The organism is Pseudomonas sp. W15Feb9B (assembly GCF_000828175.1).
Taxonomy (GTDB): domain Bacteria; phylum Pseudomonadota; class Gammaproteobacteria; order Pseudomonadales; family Pseudomonadaceae; genus Aquipseudomonas; species Aquipseudomonas parakoreensis.
Genome location: NZ_JTKF01000017.1, coordinates 1 through 15,454, shown reverse-complemented (window position 1 = coordinate 15,454; position 15,454 = coordinate 1). Strand labels below are relative to the sequence as shown.

Annotated in this window: 13 protein-coding genes; 10 read left to right on the top strand and 3 right to left on the bottom strand. The window is 60.7% G+C overall.

What is annotated here, in order from left to right:
* Positions 1-229 precede the first annotated feature (229 nt).
* Positions 230-964, bottom strand: coding sequence for a thioesterase II family protein (locus tag OC71_RS10290; protein WP_041068243.1), 735 nt, complete (start codon positions 962-964; stop codon positions 230-232).
* Positions 965-1,097: 133 nt separating this feature from the next.
* Here OC71_RS10290 and OC71_RS10285 point away from each other — a divergent pair, with 133 nt between their 5' ends.
* Positions 1,098-2,231: a cupin-like domain-containing protein gene (locus tag OC71_RS10285; protein WP_041068241.1), complete on the top strand. Its 1,134-nt coding sequence runs from the start codon at positions 1,098-1,100 to the stop codon at positions 2,229-2,231.
* 179 nt (positions 2,232-2,410) lie between these two features.
* Here the strand turns inward: OC71_RS10285 and OC71_RS10280 are convergent, their stop codons facing one another.
* Positions 2,411-3,583 carry an MFS transporter gene (locus tag OC71_RS10280; RefSeq protein ID WP_041068239.1) on the bottom strand — a complete coding sequence of 391 codons (1,173 nt, stop codon included), beginning with the start codon at positions 3,581-3,583 and terminating at the stop codon, positions 2,411-2,413.
* Positions 3,584-3,917: 334 nt separating this feature from the next.
* Between OC71_RS10280 and OC71_RS26795 the strand changes: the two genes are divergently transcribed.
* From OC71_RS26795 to OC71_RS10255, 5 genes are all read left to right on the top strand, one after another.
* Positions 3,918-5,465, top strand: a complete 1,548-nt coding sequence (locus OC71_RS26795; RefSeq protein WP_052510589.1) for a family 2 encapsulin nanocompartment cargo protein terpene cyclase — start codon at positions 3,918-3,920, stop codon at positions 5,463-5,465.
* 87 nt (positions 5,466-5,552) lie between these two features.
* On the top strand, positions 5,553-6,353 hold the full coding sequence (locus OC71_RS10270) for a glucose 1-dehydrogenase (RefSeq protein ID WP_041068237.1): 801 nt from the start codon (positions 5,553-5,555) through the stop codon (positions 6,351-6,353).
* Positions 6,346-8,172, top strand: coding sequence for a glycoside hydrolase family 15 protein (locus OC71_RS10265; protein WP_041068235.1), 1,827 nt, complete (start codon positions 6,346-6,348; stop codon positions 8,170-8,172). Before OC71_RS10270 ends, OC71_RS10265 begins: the two co-directional genes overlap by 8 nt.
* 392 nt (positions 8,173-8,564) lie before the next feature.
* Positions 8,565-8,954: a hypothetical protein gene (locus OC71_RS10260; protein WP_041068233.1), complete on the top strand. Its 390-nt coding sequence runs from the start codon at positions 8,565-8,567 to the stop codon at positions 8,952-8,954.
* Positions 8,955-9,130: 176 nt separating this feature from the next.
* On the top strand, positions 9,131-10,024 hold the full coding sequence (locus tag OC71_RS10255; protein WP_256198921.1) for an alpha/beta fold hydrolase: 894 nt from the start codon (positions 9,131-9,133) through the stop codon (positions 10,022-10,024).
* On the opposite strand, the gene OC71_RS10250 is transcribed toward OC71_RS10255, so the two are convergent.
* Positions 9,993-10,976, bottom strand: a complete 984-nt coding sequence (locus OC71_RS10250; protein ID WP_041068229.1) for a GlxA family transcriptional regulator — start codon at positions 10,974-10,976, stop codon at positions 9,993-9,995. The two genes, OC71_RS10255 and OC71_RS10250, sit on opposite strands and share 32 nt — an antisense overlap.
* A gap of 89 nt (positions 10,977-11,065) precedes the next feature.
* Here OC71_RS10250 and inhA point away from each other — a divergent pair, with 89 nt between their 5' ends.
* From inhA to OC71_RS10230, 4 genes are all read left to right on the top strand, one after another.
* On the top strand, positions 11,066-11,752 hold the full coding sequence (gene inhA, locus OC71_RS10245; protein WP_041068227.1) for an isonitrile hydratase: 687 nt from the start codon (positions 11,066-11,068) through the stop codon (positions 11,750-11,752).
* Between the two features lie 231 nt (positions 11,753-11,983).
* Positions 11,984-12,775 (top strand): CPBP family intramembrane glutamic endopeptidase, encoded by a 792-nt coding sequence (locus tag OC71_RS10240; protein ID WP_041068225.1) that lies wholly within the window; start codon positions 11,984-11,986, stop codon positions 12,773-12,775.
* A gap of 102 nt (positions 12,776-12,877) precedes the next feature.
* Complete coding sequence (locus tag OC71_RS10235) at positions 12,878-14,443, top strand: PAS domain-containing methyl-accepting chemotaxis protein (protein WP_003223402.1); 1,566 nt, start codon at positions 12,878-12,880, stop codon at positions 14,441-14,443.
* 176 nt (positions 14,444-14,619) lie between these two features.
* The gene (locus OC71_RS10230) at positions 14,620-15,132 is read left to right on the top strand and encodes a hypothetical protein (protein WP_041068223.1); all 513 of its coding nucleotides are present in this window, start codon (positions 14,620-14,622) and stop codon (positions 15,130-15,132) included.
* Positions 15,133-15,454: the final 322 nt, after the last annotated feature.

Here is a 15,454-nt window from a genome sequence, read left to right as displayed (position 1 = left end):
TTCTCAGCATCCGGATCAGTAGGCAGGAAGCACAAAGGCACGTCGTCCCTATAAAACGAATGCAGACCGGAAAAATTAGCGAATGAGAACAACTGTCAGGCGGGAGGCAGAGCAGGGAATTTCTGTCGTATCGCACAACCCTGTAGGAGCTGCGGCACGCTGCGATCTTTTGATTTTAAAGATTAGGATCAAAAGATCGCAGCGTGCCGCAGCTCCTACAGGGAGCGGATCAGGCGGTGATGGCCAGGCTGTGCCGGCGATGATGTCCTTCCAGCTGATCCTTGATCACCTTGAGCACTTTGGCCTCATGCTCATGAATGAAAAAGTGCCCGCCGGCGAGCATGTCCACCGAAAAGCTGCCGCGGGTTTCCTTGCTCCAGCCGATCAGTTGTTCGGTGGTCGCGCGATCCGCCTTGCCGCCCAGCACGTGCACCGGGCAGTTGAGCAACGGCCGCTGCAACGGCTCGAATTTGCCGCAGAGCAGAAAATCCGCGCGCAGGATCGGCAGGGTCAGGCTCATCAGCTCGGCATTGGCCAGCACTTCTTCGCTGGTGCCGTTGAGTGTGCGCAATTGATCGATCAGCTCGGCGTCGGTTTTCGGCTCGGCGAAACCGCGATCGTAATCGGCGCGCATCGTCGGTGCCGCCGTGCCCGAGGCAAACAGCGCCACCGGTTCTGGACAGCCCAATGCGCGCAGCGCGTGAGCGATTTCGCAAGCCAGCAGCGCGCCCAGGCTATGGCCGAACACCGCATACGGCGCTTTGAGATTCGGCCGCAATTCCTTGGCCAGTTGCATCGCCAGCGCCCGCATATCCGTGTGCAGCGGCTCGTCGAATCGTGCACCGCGCCCCGGCAGCTCCACCGGTTGCAATTGCAACCATTGCGGCAGTTTTGGCCGCCAGCGGCTATAGACCATGGCGCTGGCGCCGGAGTACGGCAGGCACAGCAGGGTCAGCTTGTTCACCCGGCTTTTCCTCGAAAAATTTGTCTGTAGAGAGAAACGGATTACGCCCCCGGCAAATTAGTCGCGCGCCGGTAAATTGCGTCAACAGGCGCTCGTTAACTGTTCAGGCCAAAACCAATAACGAGGATTCACCGTGGACCTGCAGAGCATCCTGGGCAAGTTGTTCGCCAACGCCGGTGCCGTCGGCATCGAAGGCGTTTTCCAATTCGTGTTTGGCCCGCAGCAGGCCTACTGGTCGGAGGTCAAGGCCAGCAGTCGCACCGCGCCCGGTCGCCACCCCAGCCCCGACGTGACCATTGAAGTCGCCGAGAGTGATTTTCTCGGGATCATGGGCGGCCGGGTCAATGTCGAAGAATTGTTCGCCAGCGGACGCCTGAAAATCGGCGGCAACATGGGCCTGGCGACGCTGCTGCCGCAGATCATCGAGCATGCGATGCACGGTGGAGCCGTGGCGCAAAAGGTCGACATGAACAAGCGCTACCCGACCCCGCCACGCTTCAGCGAACAACTCACCGCCGGGCTGCCGGTGCAGACCCGCATCGAGCGCCATGCGCGCGATGAATTGTCGGTCAGCGAATTCAAAAGCAGATACTTGCCCAACGGCATCCCGGTGGTGATCAGCAATGCCTTGCAGGACTGGCCGCTGTTCAAGCTCAGTCGCGAAGAATCGCTGGTGCATTTCGCTGAACTGCAGGGAATCACCCGCCACGGCGATTACGTGAAGAAGACCTTTTCCACCGAACGTGATTTCCGCTCGACGTCGATGGCCGAGTTCATTGCCTCACTCGACCAACCGGCAGTCAAAAGGGCTGACGGCGAACCACCGGCCTACATGGGCAACAACATCCTGCCGGCGCAATTGCTGCAGCAGATCAAGTACCCGCCCTACTTCGATGCCTCGCTGTTCATCCCGCCACGCATCTGGATCGGCCCCAAAGGCACGCTGACGCCGCTGCACCGCGACGACACCGATAATTTGTTCGCGCAGGTCTGGGGCCAGAAGCAGTTCACCCTCGCCGCCCCGCATCACCGCGAAGCACTGGGCACCTGGTCGACAGCGCCAAAGGGTGGCCTGGACGGCTGCGACTTCAACCCCGACGCGCCGGACTACCAGCGCTTTCCCGCAGCACGCGATGTGACGTTCCTGCGCGTGACGCTGGAGGCCGGGGATCTGCTGTTTCTGCCCGAGGGCTGGTTCCATCAGGTGGAGTCGGTGTCGACGTCACTGTCGGTGAATTTCTGGGTGAATTCGGGACGGGGTTGGTAACCCATTCGCTGCCTGTATGGATAACTCTGTGGCGAGGGGATTTATCCCCGATCGACTGCGCAGCAGTCGCAAACTCACCCGGCACGCTTCATCTGAAGGAAAGAGCTGGCTGGATTTGGGGCTGCTTCGCGGCCCATCGGGGATAAATCCCCTCACCACAACAGCCCGCGATGGCCGGGTTATTTCAGGTGCCGATAACTCTGAAACGCCGACGCCAACACCACCGCCCCCGCCATAATCGCCAGCCAGAATCCGCTGCGTGCACCGAAAGCATCCACCAGAGCGCCCGAGCCGGCGGCGCCGATCGCCACGCCGATGCTCAACCCCGTCACCAGCCAGGTCAGGCCTTCAGTCAGTTTCGCCGGCGGCACGATGCGTTCGATCAACGCCATCGCCACAATCAGCGTCGGCGAGAAGAACAATCCCGCGACAAACACCGCCAGCGACAAACCGAAAATATTGCTCGCCAGCAACAGCGGCAGCGTGGTCACCGCCGTCGCCACCCCACCGTAGAGAAACAGCCGCGGCAACGGCAGTTTCGAGCGCATCGCGCCAAACGCGATACCGGCCAGACACGAGCCGATGGCGTACACCGACAACACGATGCTCGCCGCTGCCGGTTGGCCCTGCTGCTGGGCGAACGCGACGCTGACCACATCGACCACACCGACGATGACGCCCATGGCAAGCATCAACGCCAGCAGCCATTGCACGTCGGTCGAGCGAATGATCGAACCCTGATGCTGTGATTCCTGCGGATGCACCGCCGGCTCGGTGCTGCGCTGGGCGACAAACGCCGTCACCCCGATCGCCAACGCCAACAGCGCGGCCAACGGCCCGGCCTCGGGAAACGCCACCACGCACAAACCCACCGACAGCGGCGGGCCGACGATGAAACAGACTTCATCAAGCACCGATTCCAGCGCATAGGCAGTCTGCAATTGCGGCTGGCCGCGATAGATCTCGGTCCAGCGCGCGCGCACCATCGCCGACATGCTCGGCATGCAGCCGGCCAGCGCGGCGAAGATGAACAGCGTCCAGGTCGGCGCCTGCAAACGCGTGCACAGCAGCAACATCAACAGCGCCCCGCCACCGATCAACGCCGACAACGGCAGCACTTTGCCCTGGCCGTAACGATCCACCAGCCGCGAGACCTGCGGTGCACAAAACGCCGTGGCCAGGGCAAACGTCGCCGCCACCGCACCGGCCAGCGCGTAACCGCCCTTGAGCTGCGAGAGCATGGTGATCACGCCGATGCCGGTCATGGAAATCGGCATGCGCGCGATCATCCCGGCCAGTACAAAAGCCCGGGCGCCGGGGGCGGTGAATAATTCGCGGTAGGGGTTTGCCATGGGTACAGCCTCATCAGGGGCGGCCAAGTTGCCACAAAGGCTGATGAGCGTGGAAGCGCACAATTGTTGGTGGAATGTGAAGGCGCGAAACTCGACACCTTGCGATTCCAGGCACTCTCCCAGGATCGCTCCCCAAGACCAATGGCATTGCCGCCGACGTCTGGAATCACATAACCAATCGTCGAAAATCGCGCACACCTGTCAGGTTTTACAGGTGCCTTTTCATGCGATTGCAGTTCTCATGAGGCTTTGACTCAATGGCGTACCGCTCCTGAATGAACGGGCAACTGCTCTTGAGCACTATCCCATAGCGCACGCGCCAAGGAGCCTTGCCATGGAAGAACAGCTTATTCTGGTATCGCCCAAGGATCGCCAGACCGGTGTAGCCTCAAAGATGAAAGTGCATCACCAGGGACTGCGCCATCGCGCATTTTCGATTCTGCTCTTTGACTCACAAGGTCGGATGCTGATGCAACAACGCGCGTTGGGCAAATATCATTCCGGCGGATTATGGACCAACACGTGCTGCGGGCATCCTCGCCCCGGCGAACGCACGGCCGCCGCTGCCCTGCGTCGACTGCAGGAGGAAATGGGCACGACGTGCAAACTGCAAAAAGTCGCCTCGATGCTCTATTACGAGCAAATGTCCAATGAACTGATCGAGCATGAATTTGACCACGTGTTTGCCGGCCTCAGCCAGCTCGATCCGGTAGCCAATCCCGAGGAAGTCGAAAGTTGGGAGTGGCTGTCGCTGGAGGAGATCACCGAACGGATCGAACAGGCACCCGAGCAGTTCACGATCTGGTTTCGCCGGATGTTCGAGCAGTTCGGGACAGGGGGTGTAAGGCAATGGTTCGAGGCCGCCCACGATGCGTCAGCGGCACGATCAATGCCTGATGCTTTTGGGAAAAAGGCAAGATCACCCTGGGCCGTCCCGCCGTTGTATTGTCCGGCGCCGTTTCGGGTTGATACGGCGCTGGCCGAAGCTGTCGAAGATCGGCTTATGCCATGGATCAAGGAGGTCGGCATATTTGCGGGACAACTCGAAAAGGTCCGCGCCATGGGGTTCGGTCGCTTCGCCATGCTTTGCCATACCGACACTCACGATCCCGATCGCCTGCTGCTTTCGGCACAGTGCATCGCCGCCCTGTTTGCCGTGGATGATTACTACTGCGATGACGAGCGAACCGGCTCCGAACCGCGTCTGGTAGGGCCCCGACTTTCGCTGGCGCTGGCCGCACTGGAGCCGGCGCACCTGCCCTCTCGCTTTCGTTGCGGTCTTGATCAGGCACTGAACAGTGACCCGGTACTGGTTGCGCTTCGCGCCTATATGGACCGCGTTCAGGCATTCGCATCTTCCGTACAAGTGGCCAGGGTACGCCACGAAATCATCGCCATGTTTGTCACCATGACTGCCGAAGCGGCCTGGCGTCTGGAAGGATTGACCCCACCCATCTGGGAATACCTCGCGCAACGCCAGACCAACAGTTTTCTACCCTGCATGTCATTGATCGACGTGATCGGTGGATACGAACTGCCAGCACACATCTACAGCGCCCCTGCCGTGCGGCGCGTGACCACGCTGGCCGCCAGCGCCACGATCGTCGCCAACGATCTGTATTCCGCACACAAGGAAAATCAGGCCGCAATCGGCGATTTCAATCTGCCGCTGTTACTGGCTCGCGAACACAATTGCACGCCCCGACAAGCGATGATCAAGTGCGCGCACGTTCATGACGAAATCGTGCACCTGTACGAAGCGGCGGAACAAGCCGTGCTGCCGGATGCATCGCCGCTGCTGCAGCGTTTTCTGACCGGCATAAAAAGCTGGGTCTCCGGCAGTCTTGAATGGCACCGGCACAGTGGCCGCTATCACGTCTGAACGTGTCGATCTTTTCATGCATGCGGATGAACTCTCGCAGCTCGCCATGGGTCAGCTGACTGAGCCCTTAACCCAGGCATTTCGAGCATGCAGATTTCCCTCGCCCGCCAAGTAGCACTGGTCACCGGCGCCAGTTCCGGCATCGGCCATGCCGCCGCCAAAGCGCTGGCCGCTGCCGGCGCCGCCGTCGTCATCAATTACCACCGTCAGGCCGAACCTGCTGAAGCGCTGGCGCAGCAAATCATCGCCGACGGCGGTCAGGCACTGGCCATCGGCGCCGATATTTCCAAGGAAGACCAAGTCGAACGGCTGTTCGCCGAGACCCTCGAAGCCTTTGGTGCGCTGGACATTCTGGTGGCCAATTCCGGTCTGCAAAAGGATGCCGCTGCGGTGGACATGACTCTGGAAGACTGGAACACGGTGATCGGCGTCAACCTCACCGGCCAGTTTCTCTGCGCCCGCGCCGCGTTGCGGATTTTCAACCGTCAGGGCGTGCGTGAAGGCGTGTCCCGCGCCGCCGGCAAGATCATTCACATGAGTTCGGTGCATCAGCGCATCCCTTGGGCCGGGCACGTCAACTATGCGGCGTCCAAGGGCGGCGTCGATCAGTTGATGCAGACCCTCGCCCAGGAAGTCAGCCAGCAGCGCATCCGTATCAACGGCATCGCGCCGGGGGCGATTCGCACGGCAATCAACAAAGAAGCCACCGAAGGCGCCGCCGGTGAAAAGCTGCTGGAGCTGATCCCCTACGGTCGCGTTGGCGATGTCGAGGACATCGCCAACGCGGTGGTGTTTCTCGCTTCCGACGCCGCCGACTACATCGTCGGCACCACCCTGTTCATCGACGGCGGCATGAGTCTTTATCCGGAGTTTCGTGGCAATGGCTGAGCATCATCCTGAACGACAAAGCCCGATCGACGCCCACGGCATCATCGGCGACCTGCGCAGTGCCGCACTGGTCAACGACAAGGGCAGCGTGGATTTTTTCTGCTGGCCGGAATTCGACAGCCCGTCGATCTTCTGTTCACTGCTCGACACGCCCGAGGCAGGAATTTTCCAGCTCGCCCCGGACTTGCCCGATGCCCGGCGCGAGCAAATCTATCTGCCGGACACCAACGTTCTGCAAACGCGCTGGCTCAGCGAACAGGCCGTGGTGGAAATTACCGATCTGCTGCCGATCGGCGACAGCGTTGATGACCTGCCGCTGCTGATGCGCCGGGTGCGGGTGGTCAGCGGTGAAGCGACGTTTCACATGCGCTGCGCGGTGCGCCATGACTACGCGCGCGCCAACACCCGGGCACAGATGGATGAACAATCGATGGTTTTCAGCGCCGAGGGTCAGCCGTCGTTGCGGCTGGTGGCGGATCAGGCGTTGCGCATTGAAGGCGAATCGGCCGTTGCTTCCTTCAGTTTGAAGCAGGATCAAAACGCCGAGTTCGTCCTCGGTGGCGCCGACGATCCGCGCTTCAAGGATGACGGCGCGAAAATGTGCCTGGAGCGCACGCTGAAGTTCTGGCGCGACTGGATCGGCCAGTCCAACTACCGTGGGCGTTGGCGGGAGATGGTCAATCGTTCGGCCTTGGCGCTGAAGCTGCTGACCTCGCGCAAGCACGGCGCGATTCTCGCCGCCGCCACCTTTGGCCTGCCGGAAACCCCCGGCGGCGAGCGCAACTGGGACTACCGCTACACCTGGATTCGCGACGCCTCGTTCACCGTCTACGCGTTCATGCGCCTGGGTTTTGTCGACGAGGCTAACGCCTACATGGGTTGGCTGCGTGGGCGGGTCAGCGATTGCCATGGTCATTCAACCAAACTCAATATCCTGTATGCCATCGACGGTCGCCAGCAACTGCCGGAAACCGAACTCTCGCACCTCTGCGGCCATGGCGGCGCGCAACCGGTGCGCATCGGCAATGGCGCGTACGATCAGATTCAGCTCGATATCTTCGGCGAACTGATGGACGCGGTGTACCTGGTCAATAAATACGGCGACGCGATTTCCCACCAGGGTTGGAAACACGTGCGCGAAGTGGTCGATCAGGTGTGTGAGACCTGGCAGACAACCGACGTGGGCATTTGGGAAATGCGCGGTGAGCAGCATCACTTCCTGCACTCGCGACTGATGTGTTGGGTGGCGCTTGACCGGGCCATCCGCCTGGCCTCGAAACGCTCGCTGCCGGCGCCGTTCGTCCAGTGGGATCAGACCCGGCAGGCGATCTACGCCGACATCTGGGACAACTTCTGGGATGAGGAGCGCGGGCATTTCGTCCAGTACAAGGGCGGCACCGCGCTTGACGGTTCGATGCTACTGATGCCGCTGGTGCGCTTCGTCAGCGCCAAGGACCCGCGCTGGCTATCGACCCTTGAAGCGATCGAAAAGACTCTGGTGCGCGACGGCATGGTTTATCGCTATCGCAACGATGACGCCAACATCGACGGTTTGACCGGCACCGAAGGCGCGTTTGCCGCCTGTTCGTTCTGGTACGTCGAATGCCTGGCCCGGGCCGGTCAGGTGGAAAAGGCCCATCTGGAGTTCGAACAACTGCTGCGCTACGCGAACCCGCTGGGGCTGTACGCCGAAGAGTTCGACAGCAAGGGCCGCCATCTGGGCAATACCCCGCAAGCGCTGACGCATCTGGCGCTGATCAGTGCGGCGAGTTTTCTTGATCGGCGTTTGAGTGGGGAAAAGGGTGAGTGGCAGCCGTAATATTCGCCGCACTCTGTCGGAAATATCCCTTACAACTCGGGTTTTGCAGGACTGATTCCTACACACAAATAAACATTGGTGAACTCCTGTGGCGAGGGAGCTTGCTCCCGCCGGGTCGCGAAGCGGCCCCAATCCCTGCGCCACCATTTTTCCAGAAGTCCCGAATTGTCTGACTTTGCGCCTGCTTCGCAGCCGAGCGGGAGCAAGCTCCCTCGCCACACGCCAGGTCATTCAGCCCCTACTTCGTCTAAACAATCCCCGCCCGATCCCTCCCCCGCAACCTGCACTTACACCCCGAAATACCTTGTTGCCAGCTGTTACATCCACCCCTACCATCCACCGCAACGGGCACAGCGGAGCTGTCCAATAAAACCCGAATTCAAGGAACCAGAATGACCCAGCACGTCCACCGTACCATCGCCACGCCCCTGCGCACCGGCCTGACCCGCACCCAACTGTGGGAAGCCGCCGACAAAGGCCTGATCAAATGCTGGGAAATCGGCCGCCAGCGCGCCAGCCGCTTCCCCGACCTCGCGCAACAATGCCTCGCCGGTGAACTGCCAGTACTCGGCTGGAAAGGTGGCGTCAGCCGCAGCCTGAAGAAAAACGAAAAATACGGCTCGCTGAAATACCTGGCGCAGTGGCAAGGATTGCGTGGCGAAGACCTGGATATTGATCTGAGTGAAGAACGCTCGATGACCTGCTCGCGGACGAAGATGCGGGTGACGTTTACCCCGGATCGGACGAAGTATTTCAATCAGGTGGCGGAAGCCGAGGCTTAAGGAGAAGCAACCCCGGCAAGTGACGCTTCACCTGTGGCGAGGGAGCTTGCTCCCGCCGGGTTGCGAAGCGACCCCATACTTCAATGGACCTGCTGCGCAGGCCTGCGGGAGCAAGCTCCCTCGCCACAAAGGAATGGTCTAGTGTTGCCTGACGCCCAATGGCTGTGGAGTCTGCCGTGTCTGACATTCAACGCGTATTGACACCGAACTTGAACGTAGCCTTTGAACAGCATGGCCCGTCCAACGGCGACGCGGTCATATTGCTGCATGGCTTCCCCTACTCGCCTCGGGCGTACGACGAAATCGCCCCGGTGCTTGCCGCCGAGGGTTATCGGGTGATCGTGCCGTATCTGCGCGGTTACGGCCCGACCCTTTTCAATAGCCCGGACACGCTGCGTTCTGGCCAGCAAGCGGCGCTGGCTCAGGATTTGCTGGAGTTGATGGATGCACTGGGTGTCGAACAGGCCACGCTTTGCGGTTACGACTGGGGTGGTCGGGCAGCGTGCATTGTCGCGGCGCTGTTTCCAGAACGGGTGCGCGGGTTGGTGACGGGGGATGGTTATAACGTGCAGGACATCGCCAATTCGACCCGGCCGCTGGATCCCGAGTCCGAGCATCGCTATTGGTACCAGTACTATTTCCACACGCCTCGAGGCGTCGCGGGCCTGACGCAAAACCGGCGGGCGCTCTGTGAACTGCTCTGGAGCTTGTGGTCACCGACCTGGGCACGCAACGCCGAACGTTATCCGCTGAGCGCTCCGGCCTTCGACAACCCTGACTTCGTGGACGTGGTGATTCATTCCTACCGTCATCGCTTCATGTATGCCGCAGGCGATCCGGCACTGCAATGGATGGAAGACGCGTTGATCAAACAACCGCCGATCAGCGTGCCGACTATCTCCCTGTGCGGTGCCGATGACGGGGTCGGTCCGGCACCGGCAGAAGATCAAGACATTGCACACTTCACCGGCCCGTATGAAAGGCGCGTGCTGCACGGCGTCGGCCACAACATCCCCGAAGAGGCGCCCCAGCAAACCCTCAAGGCGTTACTTGATCTGCTGCAGCACTGACCGAAAACCGTTCCCGATACGCCTGCGGCGTCACGCCCATGGTCCGCAGAAAACTGCGGCGCAAGGTTTCTTCACTGCCAAACCCGCAGTTGGCCGCAATGCGTTTCACCGGCAGCCCGGTGTCACTGAGCAGGCGCCGGGCGGTTTCGACGCGGATCAGTTCGATGGCGCGGGCGGGGGTCTGGCCGGTGTCGGCGCGGTAGTGGCGGATGAAACTGCGTTCGCTCATCCCGGCCTGTTCGGCCAGGGTCGGGACGCCGAGGTCGCAGGTGAGGTTTTCGGCGATCCAGGCGTGCAAATCATCGAAACGGTTGCCTTGTTTTTGCAGTGACAACGTCACGCTGAATTGCGACTGCCCGCCCGGGCGCTTGAGGAACACCACCAATTGTCGGGCGACGTCCAGGGCCATGTCGCGACCGAGGTCGTCTTCGACCATGGCCAGCGCGAGGTCGATGCCGGCGGTGACGCCCGCCGAGGTCCAGACCGGGCCGTCGTTGATGAAGATCGGATTGGGCTCGACCTGCAATTGCGGGTGCTGCCGCGCCAGTTGTTCGCAGCGCGTCCAGTGGGTGACGACCCGGCGACCGTCGAGCCAGCCGCTGGCCGCCAGCAGAAACGCGCCGGTGCAAACCGAGGCAACACGCCGGCATCCACCGGCATGTTCACGCACCCAGCTCACCAATTCAGCGTCTTCGGCAGCCGCGTAAACGCCCCAGCCACCGGCGATGATCAGGGTATCGCTGGGCTGATTCGGCAGCGGCTCGGCCAGCATCGCCAACCCGGCGGAAGCGTTCACCGCCCCGCCGCCGCTGGCGATGACCGTTGGCGCGTAAGGCGCAGGCAAACCCTGCTGGCGGGCGATATCGTTGGCCGAAGCGAATACTTGCAACGGGCCCGTGACATCGAGCAATTGCACATTGGCGAACGCGAGAACGTGGATGGTTTTCGACATTTGGCGTAATTCGTGGGCTGATTGGCGTATGCGCCAAAACCTACGCGCCTACAGTGAAGCCGTCCAGCCCTTTTCACGGAGATGAATTCATGACGTTGCAGATCGGTTTTCTGTTGTTTCCGCAGGTGCAGCAACTCGACCTGACCGGTCCCTATGACGTACTGGCCTCGCTGCCGGACGTGCAGGTGCATCTGATCTGGAAAGATCTGGTGCCGATCACCGCCAGCACCGGCCTGCTGTTGAAACCGACCACCACCTTCGAGGACTGCCCGAATCTGGATGTGATCTGCATACCCGGCGGCGCCGGGGTCGGGCCGCTGATGGAAGATGAGCAGACGTTGGAGTTCATCAGGCGTCAGGCGGCGCAGGCCAGGTATGTAACGTCGGTTTGCACCGGTTCGCTGGTGCTGGGCGCGGCGGGACTGCTGAAAGGCAAACGTGCGACCACCCACTGGGCCTATCACGAACTGCTGCCGAAACTCGGCGCGATTGCGGTGCAGGACCGGGTGGTACGCGACGGCAATCTGTTTACCGGTGGCGGCATTACCGCAGGCATCGACTTTGCGTTGGTGCTGGCGGCTGAACTGGTAGGGGCCGAGGCGGCGCAGTTGATTCAGTTGCAACTGGAATATGCGCCGGCGCCGCCGTTCAATTCGGGCAGTCCTGATACGGCGCCGAGTGCGGTTGTTGAAGAAGCCCGCAAGCGTGCAGCTCCGTCGTTGAAGTTGCGCACTGAAATCACCGAGCGCGCGGCGGTGAAATTGAACCTGCACTGATCTTTCAGCCTTGCACGAATCCCTGTGGGAGCTGGCTTGCCAGCGATGGCGGTACATCAGGCGATGAAGATGTCGGCTGTACAAGCCTCATCGCTGGCAAGCCAGCTCCCACATTTTTTTGCGTCAGCCAAAGGTCTGCATGTTGTCCCGGTTTCTCGCCTCAACTTCACTTGTACCCTCGTCCCCACCCGTGTAGAAAGCCTGTCCACAAATCGTGCACAAGGACTTTCCATGACAGCTTTGCCATGGCTCTATCTCGGGCTTCTCAGCCTTGGTTACGGACTGGCGTTGAGCTTTGGCCAACTCGGCTGGCTTGCGCTGATCTCCTTCGGACTGTTGCTGGTGGCCGGTTTCGCCGTGCGCCAACAGCTGGTGCCGGTGGCGCGGTTGCTGGGCCACGCTGTGTTTGTTTTCCTCGCCCTGTCACTGGCGCTGCACTGGTTGCCGGGGTTCGACAACGGTCGGGCCATCGCGAAGATGCGTTTCACCGATGACGCCGTGCCGTTCGCGATGTACCTGAATCTGGACAAACCGCTGATCGGCTTCTGGCTGCTTTTGGCCTGCCCGTGGATCGTCGCCGCCCGCTCGCTGCGTCTGACGGTATTCGCCAGCGTCCTCGGCCTGATGTTGAGCGCAACCCTGGCCCTGGGTGGCGCACTGTTATTCGGGATGATTGCCTGGGCACCGAAGTGGCCTGATCAGGCGTGGCTGTGGCTGCTGAACAATCTGCTGTTGGTGACGCTGGTCGAGGAGGCGCTGTTTCGCGGCTATATACAGGGCGGTTTGAGCCGCCTGTTCAAGCACCTGCCGCACGGCGACAACCTCGCCCTGCTGCTGGCGTCGCTGATCTTTGCCCTGGCGCATCTGGGCGCGGGATGGCACTGGGTGTTGCTGGCGGGACTGGCGGGTGTCGGCTATGGTCTGGCCTACCGCTTTGGTGGGCTTGCGGCGGCGATCGCCACGCACTTTGGGCTGAACCTGCTGCATTTTGCGCTGTTCACCTATCCGATGCTCGCCGGTTGAAGCAAGCGCGGTTTTGCGACGCCGTGCTGATATCTGAAAAAAAACTTCAATAATTTCCTGACAGCGCCGACAACCTTTCAAAGCCTTGCGGATTGAAAAACCATGCGTAACAACCAGCCCATTACACAACGCGAACGGACTTTCCCGGCTCAGCAGCGGTTGATTTCCACAACCGACGCCAAGGGCGTGATCACCTACTGCAACGACGCTTTCGTCGAAATCAGCGGGTTTTCGCGTGAAGAACTGATCCGTGCGCCGCACAACCTGGTCCGTCACCCCGACGTGCCGGCGGCGGTGTTTTCGCACATGTGGGGCACACTGAAACAAGGCTTGCCATGGATGGGCATTGTCAAGAACCGCTGTAAATCCGGTGACCACTACTGGGTGAACGCCTACGTGACACCGGTGTTCGACGGCAATCAGGTGGTCGGTTACGAGTCGGTGCGGATCAAACCCACCGCCGAACAGATCCGCCGTGCCGAAGCGCTCTACCAACGCATCAACCAGGGCAAGTCGGCGATCCCTTCCAGCGACAAATGGCTGCCGGTGCTGCAGGACTGGTTGCCGTTCATTCTGGTCAGCCAGCTGAGCTTCGTGATCGGCGCGACGCTGAACTCGCACTGGGGCTTTGCCCTCGCGGCCGGTTTGTCGGTACCACTGGGCCTGATGGGCCTGCAATGGCAGCAACGCGGACTCAAGCGCCTGCTGCGCCTGGCCGAACAGACCACCTCCGACCCGCTGATCGCGCAGATGTACACCGACAGCCGTGGCGCGCAGGCGCGTCTGGAAATGTCGATCCTCAGCCAGGAAGCGCGCCTGAAAACCTGCCTGACCCGTCTGCAGGACACCGCCGAGCACCTGACCGATCAGGCCAAACAGTCCGACGCCCTGGCGCACAACAGCTCCAGCGGTCTGGAACGTCAGCGCGTGGAAACCGAACAGGTCGCCACCGCCGTCAACCAGATGGCCGCCACCACCCAGGAAGTGGCCAGCCACGTACAGCGCACTGCTGACGCGACACAAGAAGCCAACCGCCTGACCGGTCGCGGTCGCGACATCGCCGGGGAAACCCGCGAAGCCATCCAGCGCCTGTCGGTCGTCGTCGGGGAAACCGGCCTGACCGTCACGCAACTGGCCAAGGACAGCGACGAAATCGGCGGCGTGGTCGACGTGATCAAAGGCATCGCCGACCAGACCAACCTGCTCGCGCTCAACGCTGCGATTGAAGCCGCACGTGCCGGCGAGATGGGCCGTGGTTTTGCCGTGGTCGCCGACGAAGTCCGCCAACTGGCACAACGCACCAGCGAATCCACCGGCCAGATCCACGCCCTGATCGCCAAGCTGCAACAGACCGCTTCGAGTGCCGTACAGACCATGGAAGCCGGGCATCGTCAGGCGGAAGAAGGTGTAGCGCGGGTACTGGAAGCGGATCAGGCCCTGGTCGGCATCAGCGAAGCGGTGGCCAACATCACCGACATGACCACCCAGATCGCCGCCGCGACCGAAGAGCAAAGTGCAGTGGCTGAGGAGATCAGCCGCAACATCAGCAACATTTCGGAACTGGCGGACCAGACCTCGGAACAGGCGCATAACTCGGCGCTGCTGAGTGAAGAGCTGACCAAGACGGCGAATACGCAGTATTCGTTGGTGGAGCGGTTTAACCGCTAAAGGCAAGATCACCGCTTCATCTGAAAACCCGGACAGCGAAAGCTTCCGGGTTTTTTATTGCTGTGCTACCTGTCAGATCTGACAGTAGACGCCTACCTGTTCGAGCGGGTATCAAGAGAAACCGTAATTGCAGTCGGTTGTAACACCTCCTCTTACTCGAAAAGGCAGGTTTAACAATGACCACTCACGCTATTTTTCTTCCGAAAACGCCACCGGTGCGCGATGACCAGTTTCAATGGAGATTGGGCGACAAACAGAAAACAGCGGAATTCAGCTCCTTCTATCTAGGCGAGTTTTTGGGGGAGTTTTATTGGGCCATAAGCGGTGGAACAGGGAATTTCGACGATGAAAACTATTTTGCTTTCTCCATGACTCTGCCCTACCAATCCGATGAGACTCTCACAGGTGTTTATCACCTCGACCAAGGGCTGACATGTGTACACAGCCATTGGATCCCTGCGCCACCGGGATTCATCGGAATGGCTACGATAGACGCCGACTCGGCGACCCTCAGCATCAAATATGACCCTGAAACGGACATCGCTACCGGATCATTCGAGGCCTTGTTCAAAAGTAATCGCTATCGTCTGAAGCCCAAGGGGACTTTCACCATGACCCGGGTGAGACCGACTGAAGCCGGCTCACTGCAATTCCGGGCAAGCCCACCTCAACATCCGTTGAAAGAATGACTTCGTGCAGGCGCGGCCGCAGGATGCGATCCTTTGACTTTTAAAGCCCGGACGGCGAAAGCGTCCGGGCTTTTTATTGCCAGCCTGAAACTCATGGTGCCTGGCAGACTGCTTTTGCGAGCAAGCATGCTCCCACAGTGAGATCAGGTCTCATCAGTTAGAGATTGGTCGGCTGTCAGGCCGTCATCGCTGGCAAGCCAGCTCCCACAGTGGGATCGGGTGCCATCAGTTAGAAATTGGTCGGCTGTCAGGCCGCCATCGCTGGCAAGCCAGCTCCCACAGTGGGATCGGGTGCCATCAGTTAGAAATTGGTCGGCTGTCA